Origin of the sequence: Streptococcus sp. HMSC072D07 (assembly GCF_001814835.1) — a bacterium.
GTDB lineage: Bacteria > Bacillota > Bacilli > Lactobacillales > Streptococcaceae > Streptococcus.
On sequence record NZ_KV818036.1, the window covers coordinates 96775 to 109426 of the forward strand.

At 41.6% G+C, this 12652-nt stretch carries 12 protein-coding genes and 1 pseudogene; 2 read left to right on the forward strand and 11 right to left on the reverse strand.

The genetic code is table 11. The annotated features are described in order from the left end of the window. Window positions 1–79: 79 nt before the first annotated feature. Window positions 80–1735, forward strand: coding sequence for an Rqc2 family fibronectin-binding protein PavA (gene pavA, locus HMPREF2991_RS01145; protein WP_070568783.1), 1656 nt, complete (start codon window positions 80–82; stop codon window positions 1733–1735). 32 nt (window positions 1736–1767) lie between these two features. Here pavA and deoD read toward each other — a convergent pair whose 3' ends face one another. The 9 genes and pseudogenes from deoD to HMPREF2991_RS01190 all read right to left on the reverse strand — a co-directional run bounded on the left by deoD (window position 1768) and on the right by HMPREF2991_RS01190 (window position 9860). After that, the gene (gene deoD, locus HMPREF2991_RS01150) at window positions 1768–2478 is read right to left on the reverse strand and encodes a purine-nucleoside phosphorylase (RefSeq protein WP_000022091.1); all 711 of its coding nucleotides are present in this window, start codon (window positions 2476–2478) and stop codon (window positions 1768–1770) included. A gap of 472 nt (window positions 2479–2950) precedes the next feature. Then, window positions 2951–3661: a type 1 glutamine amidotransferase gene (locus tag HMPREF2991_RS01155; RefSeq protein WP_001263735.1), complete on the reverse strand. Its 711-nt coding sequence runs from the start codon at window positions 3659–3661 to the stop codon at window positions 2951–2953. 4 nt (window positions 3662–3665) lie between these two features. Then, entirely contained in the window at window positions 3666–4475 is an 810-nt protein-coding gene (locus HMPREF2991_RS01160) for a purine-nucleoside phosphorylase (protein ID WP_070568786.1), read from the reverse strand. Further along, a pseudogene (locus HMPREF2991_RS01165) lies at window positions 4476–5031 on the reverse strand (DUF1697 domain-containing protein); the annotation flags it as partial. A gap of 1 nt (window position 5032) precedes the next feature. After that, on the reverse strand, window positions 5033–6244 hold the full coding sequence (locus tag HMPREF2991_RS01170) for a phosphopentomutase (RefSeq protein ID WP_070568792.1): 1212 nt from the start codon (window positions 6242–6244) through the stop codon (window positions 5033–5035). A gap of 23 nt (window positions 6245–6267) precedes the next feature. Beyond that, entirely contained in the window at window positions 6268–6951 is a 684-nt protein-coding gene (gene rpiA, locus HMPREF2991_RS01175; protein ID WP_070568795.1) for a ribose-5-phosphate isomerase RpiA, read from the reverse strand. A 105-nt stretch (window positions 6952–7056) separates the two neighbouring features. After that, a complete protein-coding gene (locus tag HMPREF2991_RS01180) occupies window positions 7057–7986 on the reverse strand; it encodes a peptidase U32 family protein (RefSeq protein WP_070568798.1) in 930 nt (309 codons plus the stop codon). A gap of 124 nt (window positions 7987–8110) precedes the next feature. After that, a complete protein-coding gene (locus tag HMPREF2991_RS01185) occupies window positions 8111–8791 on the reverse strand; it encodes an ABC transporter ATP-binding protein (protein ID WP_070568801.1) in 681 nt (226 codons plus the stop codon). Window positions 8792–8804: 13 nt separating this feature from the next. Beyond that, a complete protein-coding gene (locus HMPREF2991_RS01190; RefSeq protein ID WP_070568804.1) occupies window positions 8805–9860 on the reverse strand; it encodes an ABC transporter permease in 1056 nt (351 codons plus the stop codon). Between the two features lie 383 nt (window positions 9861–10243). Between HMPREF2991_RS01190 and HMPREF2991_RS01195 the strand changes: the two genes are divergently transcribed. After that, window positions 10244–10528, forward strand: a complete 285-nt coding sequence (locus HMPREF2991_RS01195) for a DUF3270 domain-containing protein (RefSeq protein WP_070568806.1) — start codon at window positions 10244–10246, stop codon at window positions 10526–10528. A 64-nt stretch (window positions 10529–10592) separates the two neighbouring features. Here HMPREF2991_RS01195 and HMPREF2991_RS01200 read toward each other — a convergent pair whose 3' ends face one another. Beyond that, entirely contained in the window at window positions 10593–11930 is a 1338-nt protein-coding gene (locus HMPREF2991_RS01200) for a sensor histidine kinase (protein ID WP_070568808.1), read from the reverse strand. Next, window positions 11920–12594, reverse strand: coding sequence for a two-component system response regulator CiaR (gene ciaR, locus HMPREF2991_RS01205; protein ID WP_000590630.1), 675 nt, complete (start codon window positions 12592–12594; stop codon window positions 11920–11922). Before ciaR ends, HMPREF2991_RS01200 begins: the two co-directional genes overlap by 11 nt. Window positions 12595–12652 lie beyond the last annotated feature (58 nt).

The following is a 12652-nucleotide window of genomic DNA, read 5'->3' on the forward strand; positions in this document are numbered from 1 at the left end:
CTTTATTATACCACATTTCCATGATTTTATTCTACCTTTTTGATATAATACTATGGAATACAATCACAAGGAGAGAACGATGTCATTTGACGGATTTTTTTTACACCACATGATTGAGGAATTGCGAAGAGAGTTAGTCAATGGTCGCATCCAGAAAATCAATCAACCTTTTGAACAAGAATTGGTCTTGCAAATCCGCAGCAATCGCCAAAGCCATCGCCTGCTCCTCTCTGCTCATCCCGTTTTTGGTCGCATCCAGCTGACCCAAACAACCTTTGAAAATCCAGCCCAACCTTCCACTTTTATCATGGTTTTGAGAAAGTATTTGCAGGGTGCCCTGATTGAGTCGATCGAGCAAGTGGAAAATGACCGTATTGTGGAAATCACGGTTTCCAATAAAAACGAAATTGGAGATCATATCCAAGCTACCTTGATTATCGAGATCATGGGCAAACACAGCAATATTCTCCTTGTCGATAAAAGTAGCCATAAAATCCTCGAAGTCATCAAACACGTCGGCTTTTCACAAAATAGCTACCGTACCTTACTTCCAGGTTCGACCTATATCGCTCCGCCAAGTACCGAGTCTCTCAATCCATTTACCGTCAAGGATGAAAAGCTCTTTGAAATCCTGCAAACACAGGAACTAACAGCAAAAAATCTTCAAAGTCTCTTTCAAGGTCTAGGACGTGATACGGCAAATGAATTGGAAAACATTCTTGTCAGTGATAAACTGTCTACTTTCCGAAACTTCTTCGGGCAAGAAACCAAGCCTTTCCTAACGGAGACTTCTTTCAGCCCAGTTCCTTTTGCAAATCAGGTGGGAGAGCCTTTTGCCAGTCTCTCTGATCTTCTGGATACCTATTACAAAGATAAGGCAGAGCGCGATCGCGTCAAACAGCAAGCCAGTGAGCTCATTCGCCGTGTTGAAAATGAACTTCAAAAAAATCGTCATAAGATAAAAAAACAAGAAAAAGAGTTACTAGCGACAGACAATGCTGAGGAATTTCGCCAAAAAGGGGAATTGCTGACAACCTTCCTCCACCAAGTGCCTAATGACCAAGATCAGGTTACCTTGGACAACTACTACACCAACCAACCTATCACCATTGCGCTTGATAAGGCCTTGACTCCCAGCCAGAATGCTCAACGCTACTTTAAACGCTATCAGAAGCTCAAAGAAGCTGTCAAATACCTGACTGAGTTGATCGAAGAAACCAAGGCCACCATTCTTTATCTAGAAAGTGTCGAAACCGTACTCAACCAAGCTGGACTGGAAGAAATCGCTGAAATCCGTGAAGAATTGATCCAAACAGGCTTCATTAGAAGACGCCAACGCGAGAAAATTCAGAAACGCAAAAAACCAGAACAGTATCTGGCGAGCGATGGCAAGACCATCATCTATGTCGGTCGAAACAATCTTCAAAATGAAGAGTTGACCTTTAAAATGGCCCGCAAGGAGGAACTTTGGTTCCATGCCAAGGACATCCCTGGAAGCCACGTCGTCATCTCAGGAAATCTTGATCCATCTGATGAAGTCAAGACAGATGCAGCTGAACTAGCTGCCTACTTCTCCAAAGGGCGTTTGTCAAATCTAGTTCAAGTGGATATGATTGAAGTCAAGAAACTCAACAAACCAACTGGTGGAAAACCTGGCTTTGTAACCTACACAGGACAAAAGACCCTCCGCGTTACACCAGATCCAGAAAAAATCGCATCTATGAAAAAATCCTGATTTCAAGTGAAATCAGGATTTTCGTTTACATTTTACTCTGCAATCAAGGTTTCCAAACCAACCTTCATCATATCGGTGAAGGTATTTTGGCGTTCTTCTGCAGTGGTGTCTTCATCTGGATTGACCAAGCTATCAGAAATGGTCATGATAGCAAGTGCATCGACGTGGTGTTGGGCAGCCAAGTAGTAGAGGGCTGCTGCTTCCATTTCCACAGCTTTAACTCCCCATTTACCAAGTTCGATGTTCTTTTCAAAGTAGTTTGAGTAAAAGACATCAGATGACAAGACGTTCCCAACGTGGGTTGTCATACCGAGTTCTTTAGCGATATGGTAGGCCTTGTCAAGCAAATCAAAGCTAGCGATTTGTGGGAAATCATACTGTGGCCAGTCATTGCGGATGATGTTTGAGTTGGTTGCAGCTGCTTGCGCCAAAACCAATTCACGGACATGAACATCTTCATTTAATGAACCCGCAGTTCCCACACGAATCAATTTCTTCACTCCGTAGTCTACAATCAACTCACGGGCATAGATAGAAATGGACGGCATTCCCATCCCAGTTCCCATGACCGATACACGGTGACCCTTGTACGTACCAGTGTAGCCAAACATGTTCCGCACTTCGTTAAAACAAACAGCATCTTCAAGGAAATTCTCCGCAATAAACTTAGCACGAAGAGGATCCCCAGGAAGAAGAATTTTATCAGCAATTTCACCCTGCTGAGCAGCAATATGGATAGACATAATATAAGATACCAAACCCGTCAAAAAGCGAAGGGAAAATAGGAGTTTGGTGCAGTGAGCGATGCTCGCTAGACCAACTATCTTTTTCCCACTGCTTTTAGGGTGGGTTCAATTCCTTTCTTTCTTAATTTTTATGATATAGAAGAGAACAGTCCGAGTTCAATTCAAAACCGAACTCCCCTTCCTTTCTGAATTTCTAGAAAAGTTTCCGCTCGTGTTCAAATTTGAACACACGCTCTACCTTTCTTTATTGTATATTTAGGATAGCGACAGAGAACAAAGTAAAAATAGGAAACTGACGAAGCATCGCAGATGCTAGACAGTTTATCTTTTTCACGCAGTTCTCTGCCCGTATTCAGTTCAGCAAATACGGTTTACCCATCCTTTCTTTCTTGATTTTAAATTTAAATATTTCACAGAACAATTAGCCCGAGTTTGACTATAACTCAGATACTCTGCCTTTCTGTAGTTCCTAGTTTACCAATGAATCTAAAAATGCATACAGTTTTGCATTCATTTCAGAATAATCGTTTCCACGTAATTCTTCTGGTGTTTGAACAAAAGGCAACTTTTCACTTTGCTCTCTTAATTTCTCCTCACCATCCGCAGCAATCAATAATTCTACTGCGTCTGGATCAAATTCCAAATGAGCCTGAAAGGCATAATGTTTTGGACTGAAGCGAATAATTTGGCGTGGACAACCTTGACTGGTCGCCAAGACGACAGCTTCATCTGTCAGCCCTGGCATATCACCGTGCCAGTGGCCGGTTTCTATGGTTTCTCCGAACAAGCTGAAATGAGGATCTGTTAGACCTTGCATCGTCAATGTCACAGGATAAACGCCGATCTCGCGCTCTGGACTATGTTCATACTTCGCACCATAGGCAACAGATAGGAGTTGCGCACCAAGACAGACACCAACAATATAGATATCTGCAGCAATCGCTTCTTTCATAAAAGCAAGCTCAGCCTTTGGATCATAGTATGGGAAGTTTTCTCTATCCTCATCAGGTGATTGAGGACCACCCATGACAATCAGAAAATCAATCCCGTCAATTGTTTCAGGAAGAGGTTCTTTTTCATAAACCTTTGTTGATGTAATTTGATGACCTCGTTCTATAGCCCATTTTAGATATGCGCCTGGAACCTCAAATGTCTCATGTAAAATAAAGTGAACTCTCATGACATTACAATTCAGCAAGAATCGCTTTAAGCAAGCCTTTGAAGTCACCTTTAACACGTTCAGTCACTTCTACAACTTCTTCGTGGTTGAGTTCTTCTTGGAAACCAGCAGCATGGTTAGTAATACATGAAATACCGAGAACTTTCAAGCCTGAGTGGGCTGCCACAATAACTTCAGGAACAGTAGACATACCGACTGCATCTGCTCCAAGTGTCTTATAGGCACGAATCTCTGCTGGTGTTTCATAAGTCGGACCAGTCACACCAATATAGACACCTTCATCAAGCTTGATACCAAGTTTTTTAGCCACTTCATGGGCAGTAGCGCGGTATTCTGGTGTGTAGGCCTTAGACATATCAGGGAAACGTGGACCAAAGTCATCCAAATTTTCACCCATCAATGGATTTTGACCCGTCATGTTGATATGGTCTGAGATAGCCATCAAGGTACCAGGACCATACCCAATACCACCAGCTGCATTGGTTACAATGACACCTTCGCATCCGAGAACTTTCATCACACGTACTGGGAAAGTCACGACTTCAAGAGAATTTCCTTCGTAGAAATGGAAACGACCTTGAAGTGCCAAGACCTTGCGACCTGCAAGATTTCCATATACCAATTTACCAGCGTGACCGACTACTGTCGAACGACCCCAGTTTGGAATGTCTGCATAGTCTACTACAACTGGATTTTCAATTTCTTCTGCCAATTCTCCAAGTCCTGATCCAAGGATTAAACCAAACTCAGGCGCTTGGATTCCTTTATCTTTCAGAAAAGCAGCTGTTTCTTTGATCTTATTTAAAAATGTCATTGTGTCTCCTTTATTATTTTTTTATCATTTGACCAATTTTGTCAAAAGTTTTAGCATTACGAATGGTGATTTGGCGGTAGAAAGGCATCTTGAGTAAGTACTTGTGATAGGCCGTTTCGTAGTATGATTCTTCGGAATATTTTCCCCAGAAAATACCAAGTTTTCCAAAATGAACGACTTCATCTTCCAGTTCCAAACTGTCCACTTTCTCGATGACTTGATCCACATCCAAGCCCTCCGTATAAAAGAGGACATCTTTTCGAGCCAAGTCTTTGGCCCACCAATCTGGCAGATTTTCCAGCTCTGCTTCATAATCTTCCTGACTCAGCAAAGAAAAGCTCTGAATAAATGGATAATGGACTTCAAAGAAAGCCTCTAACTTTTCAATCAATTGGGCTTTGGGAGCCGTCGAAGTAAAGAAAATGTTGCCACTATTGATGTAGGTTTCAACCTTTTCCAATCCCAACTCTGTCAGTTCTTGACGAAGTTGAGCCATGACAACCTTATTTTTCCCTCCGACATTAATGCCCCGAACAAGTAAAGCACATCGCGTCATCTTATACCAACTTATCTAAGAAACTTTCCCCAATCATGGCAGTTTCAACACCAAAGTTATCCGCAACTGTTGCTGAGATATCTGCAAAATGTCCAACTGGAATGACACCATTTCCCTTAAAGCTAGGACTGTAAGCCAAAAGTGGAATGTATTCACGAGTGTGGTCTGTTCCTGCATAGGTCGGGTCATTTCCATGATCCGCAGTAATCAAGAGAAGGTCATTCTCTCTCATGGCAGCGATAATTTCAGGCAAGCGTTCATCAAACTCATGCAAGCAATCACGGTAGCCATGAGCATTGCGGCGGTGTCCATAAAGGGCATCAAAGTCAACCAAATTTGTGAAGGAGAATCCTTTTTCAAACTCAGCAAGGCCCATAGTCTTCAAGAGTGTATCAATTCCATGACTATTTGACTTGTTGTGGCCCATGTCATGATTGATACCAGCGCCATTAAAGATATCGTTGATTTTACCAACAGCGTAAGTATCGATACCTGCTTCGTTCAATTTATCTAAAACAGTCGGTGCAAATGGAGATACAGCCAAGTCACGACGATTTGCAGTTCGTGTGAAGTTTCCAGGCTCACCAACATAAGGACGGGCAATGATACGACCAAGAAGAGCTGGGCGCTCAAGGGTGATCGAACGAGCGTATTCACAGATACGATAAAGTTCATCTAAAGGAATGATATCTTCGTGGGCAGCAATTTGCAAAACAGGGTCAGCTGAAGTATAGATAATCAACTCTCCAGTTTCCATTTGACGTGGTCCGAAATCATCGATAACAGCCGTACCTGAGTATGGTTTGTTGGCTTCACGAATGACCTTGCGCCCTGAAAATTCTTCGATTTTTGTCAGGATTTCTTCTGGGAATCCGTTCCAGAAAGTATCGAAAGGCTCGGTAATATTGAGTCCCATGATTTCCCAGTGTCCAGTCATGGTGTCCTTACCTAGAGATACTTCTTCCAATTTTGTTGCATAACCTGTTGGATTACTTTCAGCTGGTACAGTCTTAAGAGGCGCTTCGCGAGGAATATTTCCTAGACCGATTTTAGCCATGTTTGGCACATTCAAACCAACTGTTTTTGAAATGTGTCCCAGTGTGTCAGAAGCTCCGTCTGGAACCCCTGCATTGACAAAGTTATTGGCATCTGGCGCAGCACCGATTCCCACAGAATCCAGTACCACCAAGTGAATACGATTAAATTTTGACATAGTGTATCTCCTTATTATGTTGATTAGTTTGCTTTTGTTGAAGTTAAAATCTGAACACCATCTCGTCCCGCTACGATGACCTTATCCACCATTTGGTTGAACAAGCCATGCTCAACGACACCAACGACATGGTCCAATTCTTGCCCAAAGGCAATCGGATCTTCAATGACATCCAAGGCTAGGTCAATGATAAAGTTACGCATATCGGTCACAAAACGTTGACCGTCTTTTTCACGGAAACTTGGTTTGTAGCCAGCTCGCTTAAACCGACGAAAGACCTGTTCTGCACCATACTGAACCACTTCCACAGGCAATTTAAAAGCACCTAGTTTCTCTACCAGTTTGCTTTCATCGACCACCCAAATGTATTCTTTTGAGGGCGTTGCGACAACCTTCTCCATCAGAAGGGCACCACCACCACCTTTGATCCCGTTGAACTGACTATCTACTTCATCCGCCCCGTCAACTGTCACATCGACAAAATCCACTTGATCAATCGACTTGAGTGGGATGTTTAGTCCTTCAGCCTGTTTACTGGTCACACTGGAAGTTGTCACAGCAGTAATCTGCAAACCTTCTTCCTTGATCCGACGACCTACTTCTTCTACGAAATAGTAGGCAGTTGATCCAGTACCGAGTCCAACAACCATACCATCCTTGACAAACTCAGCAGCCTTGATACCTGCCATCTTTTTCAGATTCTCCACTTAAATACCTCCATTAAAGAGCTATTTTTATTATAACATGTATCCGTTTTTATTTCATGGATACACTGGAAAAACCCGAACATTTTTATTTCGGGTTTTGGTGTCCTATTTAACCATATCAGGATCGTAATCATAGAATCCTGTGTCGAGGAAACGGTTTTTAGGGTGTAACTTGCGCACTTCCTCATCTAACAAGAAAGCTTGGTCATGGCTGAAATTCCCCTCTTGAATCAAGCTACGTGCTTGGATAAAGAGTTTAGCAATTTCTACAAAATTCTGACCAGGTGTGTAGAGCCCCTCTAGCTTCCAGTGAGTGAAACCATGTTCTACTAATTCTGTCAATTTGGTCATCAAATCAAGGTCGTTATTTGCAAAGATGTGGGTGCCATGATTGTCTTCAAAGATAGAGTAATGGCTTTCTGGGTCACTTGGTTCTGCCAAGAAGAGGTCACGCTTACGCGTCTTTTCATCATCGATATGTGTAAAGTTATAGTAGTTTTGTAAGAGCGGACGCTTAGAATGGTGAATGACACTAGCCCCATAAACCAAGACTTCAGCAGGAATTTCCAAAATCTCTGGCATCTTGAAGAGCTCAGCAGATGGAATTTCACGCGCCAAAACCGCCTCAGATGCACCAGCCTTTTGGCCCCAGAAGTTAATCTGACGGCTGCTTGTCACCATGGTTGAAGCATCGTAGATGGTCTTAAAGGAATAACCATCACGGTTGACTACATAAAAGACACCTGCATCCCCAACAGTAATATAGTCTGTCTTGATTTCTTCCAAGAAGTCTAGAAAAGGCTTGATTCGGTCCATCATATCTTGGTGCATGAGGGCATTAACCGCGACAATCAATTCCTTGCCTGCTTCATGAACCAACTTAGCGATGGTGCGTAAGTCTTCATAACTAAAGGTTGTTGGCAGACGAAGGCCAAAATCTTTCTCACCGACGTAGATACGGTCTACGTCAGCTTCGAGTAACTGTTCAACTTGTTCAATACTTTCAGCAGTTGCTGTAATGATAATCTTTTCCATAAGAAAAATTATACCACATTTCTCAAAAATCAGCTATGGGTATTGAGAGTTTCACAAAAGGTTAAACTCATTTCTATTTTTCCCAATCAAAAAGTGAACAGTAACTTGTACCATTCACTCTATTTTATGCATGTGTTTCTTCAACTAGGTGACCATCATTCATGACATAAATACGGTCAACCTTATCAAGAAGGCGTGTATCGTGTGTAATCATGACAACTCCTCTACCTTGTTCGTGAGCAATGGCAGCCAACATTTCCGTTACTTGGTAGGCACGTTGGGTATCCAGACTGGCTGTCGGCTCATCTGCAAGCACAATACTTGGATTGTTATAAAGCGCTCTAGCAATCGCGGCACGCTGACGTTCGCCACCCGATAAGGCCTTAGGATAATGATCTTTTACTTTTTCCAAATCCAACAACTCAAAGAGTTCTTTTCGGTCACTTTTACTATTTTCCCCCTTATCCAGTCTGTCTATCAAATCCAGCTGTTCCTTGACTGTTAGGAAAGGAATTAGGTTTGAAGCCTGAAGAATGAAACCAAACTCTCTAAAACGGAGGTCTGTTTTCTCCTTCTCCGTCAAACTGCCTGTTTCCTTCCCCTTTACTAGAATCTTTCCACTCGATGCTTCCTGAAGTTGTCCTAGAGTTGTTAGAAAGGTCGTCTTGCCAGAGCCAGAAGGCCCAACGATAGCCACGAACTCTCCCGCATTTAGCTGAAAATTCGTCTCATGCAGGGCTACGACTTTCATCTTTCCTTCTCCGTAAGTTTTTGTCACTTGAGTCATTTCAATCAATGCTGTCATACTATTCTCCTTATCACTCTGCAATCGCAGTAATCGGGTCCACCTTTAACAAGCGTGGAAGTGAAATGACACCACCTAGAAGGGCCATCAAGGAAATTACCAAACTTAGGACAGAGTAAGCTATCCAACTCGGATAGAAAAAGAAGGTAGCTGGTAAGACTAAAATCATTCCTCCGATTGCCAGCAAGGCTAAAGCAATCCCCATACCAGCTAGGAGGAAGATTTGACAGAACAGAGACCATACAATGGTTTTGATCTGTATTCCTTGAGCTCGCATTATTCCATAAAGTCCTAGTTTTTGGATGGTAATGATATAGACAAAAATCCCCACAATCAAGCCTGTGATGACAATCATAGCAAGAATCATTCCTGAAAATACATTCACCTGAGGTGTGTAACCAGGAATTTTTGATATCATTTTTGGAATGGAAATCTGTTTCAGACCATCCCCAGCCACTTCTATATCATTTTTCAATACCAAGGCAGAGATGGAACGATTGGCTTTCAAGGTTCCTTGTAAGGTCCAATAAGTTGTCAGACTCGTAAAGACAACAGGCTCGGTGAAAAATTTATTTCCTTGAGTCAGGCCTACAATCTTGTAACTTGAATCGCTTCCATTGAGCTGAATGGCATCGCCTAGCTTCATCCCATAGTTCTCAAAAGACTGATCCACGACAACCTCATCATCTCCTTCAGGATAACGACCCTCCGTCAAACTAGGTGAGATAAAAGAGTCCCAGTCTTGAGCAAAGATGGAAACATTGACCTTTTCACTACCATCGACTAGATTGGTTACAGCAAACATATAGCCCAATGGAGCAGCCTCTTCAGAACTCTTATCCTTGTAGTCCTTTTCAGGAATAAAAGATGCCGTCAAATTATCATTTGCGTAGTCAGATAAAACCACCCCCGTCGCTTGCCAATTATCAATAGCTGCTCGGTTGTTTCGCACAAGACCAAGAGCTAGACTGGTCATAAAAAAGACCATAAAAGCGATAAGAAAAATGGTAGTTAGAATCAAACTATATCGAAGTTTGTTTCGTAATATCTCTTTGATAGCAAGATACATGCTTATCTCCTTTTACTTTTCCCAGAGGTAGCAAAAAGCCACCCAGTCCAATAGACAGAATCTCTGTCTTATCATCCATTCAAAACAACTCCTATCAATACTCTTCAAAAGTATCCAGGTAGCAACTCAACAAATCATCTTAGGAAAAGCCTCAGCTTACTATCAATTTATATAAGTTATCCTTTCCTTTCTCAGTATATTTATAAAAGAGAAGGTCAGGTCATCTGTTTTAAGTGTAACATCCATGCTATCATTTTCCCTAGTGGGTGTCAAGAAGAGAGACTTAGAAGTTGATAAGAGACTTTAGTAGTTTTGTAACAATTCTGTAATAATTCTCTGCATAAAAAATGATAAAATAGTTATGTACTGTTAAGGAGAGAATCATGTCCGCAAGAAAACTAGAAGCTTATGAGTTTGAACAAGCTCCCGAATCGAAACAAACTCCGCTTTACCAAGATTACACACCTGAAGCCCCAGTCGGCCCTAACCTAAAAGAGATTTTATTTTTTGTAAATATCGCTTGTTTCTGTATTTTTATGGCACTGTTTAGTTTTATCTTTTTAGCTATAAAATTAAATACAGCTTTGTCCTTTATCGCTGCAATGGGGCTTAGTTTCGCCCTTTTACAACTTCAACGAAAGATAATGAAACGAAAATTTTTAAAATAAAGGTTGGTACTACTACCAACCTCTTTTCCAGTTATCAAAAAAGACAGTTATATAACTGTCTTTTTTATTTATTCTTACGTTTTGAAGGAGATTGAATAGCGATCTTAACTTCAAAAATTGTTCCTCTAGGTTTGTTATCTTTTACGCTAATCGTTCCTCGCAAGGCATCTACGATTTGCTTGGCCAAGGATAGTCCAAGACCAAAGCCACCTTTCTGACGGGTTCTTGCCTTGTCTACACGGTAAAATCGGTCAAAGATTTTCTTCTTGTCAGTAGCTGCGATTCCAATCCCATTATCTGTCACTGTAAGATAGAGGTGGCGATCTGTAGCATGAACTACAAACTCAATTTTCCCATCTTCTTCAGTATACTTGATGGCATTGTCAAATAAGATGGTCATGAGCTGTTTTAGAAGCAACTGATCGGTCATGAAGGGACGATAAATCCGATTTTCGTAGTTAAAAACTCGATCATTTTCAGAAGCAATCAACTCATAGTTAGAAAAGGCTGTTTTAAAGAATTGCGGAGAAACTTCTGCTATTTCTGGTTTGATTCCATCATCGCGACGTGCAAGGTTGAGGAGATTGGTCGTGAGGAAGCGCATGTTTCGAACTTCTTCAAGACTGGAAGCGATACTTTCGCTGGATTCCATAATCGTTGCCTCTGGTTTTCGAAAGAGATTCTCTAAACGATTTTGTAAAACGGCCAAAGGCGTTCTCAGTTCGTGACTGGCATTTTCAACAAAGGATTTCTGCTTTTGCATACTTTCCAGCAAGGGTTTGACACTGACACGTGCCAGGTAAACACTGGCAATTAAAGACAGGAGCCAGAAACTAGCCATGACTACAACAATTAAATGCTCGTGGTTTTGGCTGATTTGCTCGAGCTGGCTGGTATTGATTAAAACCGCAGCATATTTGACGTTACTTGAGACGGAAGATGAGTTGGTTTCCATCAAAATCATCCGATAGGTTTCTTCCTGACCATAGCTATTGACAACTTGGATTTGGCGAATGTGATTCAACTCCTTTTTGTCCAGCTTGATCTTGTCCAAACCTAAAAAGCGATTGCCCAGTAAGAGCTGATTAAAATCCTTGTCAAAGAGCAAGACTTCCGTATTGGAGCTGACATTGGGCTTGATTTCAGCCTTGTTGGCATCCGCTGTTGCTGGTTGAATATCCTTAACCTCTTCAGTTGCCCGATTCAGGGCTAACTGGATAACCGCTTGGGGACTGCTACTAAGGGCTTGGAGTTTTTCATCTACAGAAGTGTAGAGACTCGAGTGCATGACCTGGAGGATAATCAAGGTCATAGCAGAGAAGATCAGGGTGAACACTCCAAAGTTTCGAATAAAATAGCTGAAATCATCTGCATACCATGTTTTTTTTAGTTTATTGAACATCTTTTAAAATATACCCGACACTACGCAAGGTTTGAAGATTTTCAGCAAAGGCTGTTCCCTTCAATTTCTTACGAACTTTTGAGACATAGACTTCTACAACAGAAATCGTCGTATCGCTATCAAACCCCCATAGACGATCAAAAATTTGCGTCTTGGGAAGAATGACATTTTGATTTTGAAGGAAATAAACCAATAACTCAAACTCTTTTCCGAGTAGTTCCACAGGAGTATCTTCCACTTTCACTTCATTCGTTGAAAGGTTAACGACAATATCTCCATAGGTCAAGGTGTTTTCGTTAAACTTACCTGAACGTTTGAGAAGAGCTTGGATCCGCATTTTGAGTTCTTCTAGATAGAAAGGTTTGGTAAGGTAGTCATCCGCTCCCAACTCAAAACCATGTCCCTTGTCATCCAAACTTTCCTTAGCAGTCATGATAAGGACTGGTGTCGTAATTCCTTTTTCGCGCAACTCTTTTAAGACTTGGAAACCATTTTTTTCTGGCAACATCAGGTCAAGCAAAATCAAGTCATAGACGCCACTCTCAGCTTCGTAGAGACCTTCTTCTCCATCAAAAACCTGCATGACATCTGCAAAATCATCCAAAAAGTCAAATACTGAATTTGACAGGCCTAGGTCATCTTCTACTAATAAGATTTTTATCATCAGAAACTCCTCCTTGTTATGATTATTATACCAAAATTGCCTTAAAAAAAACTCAACT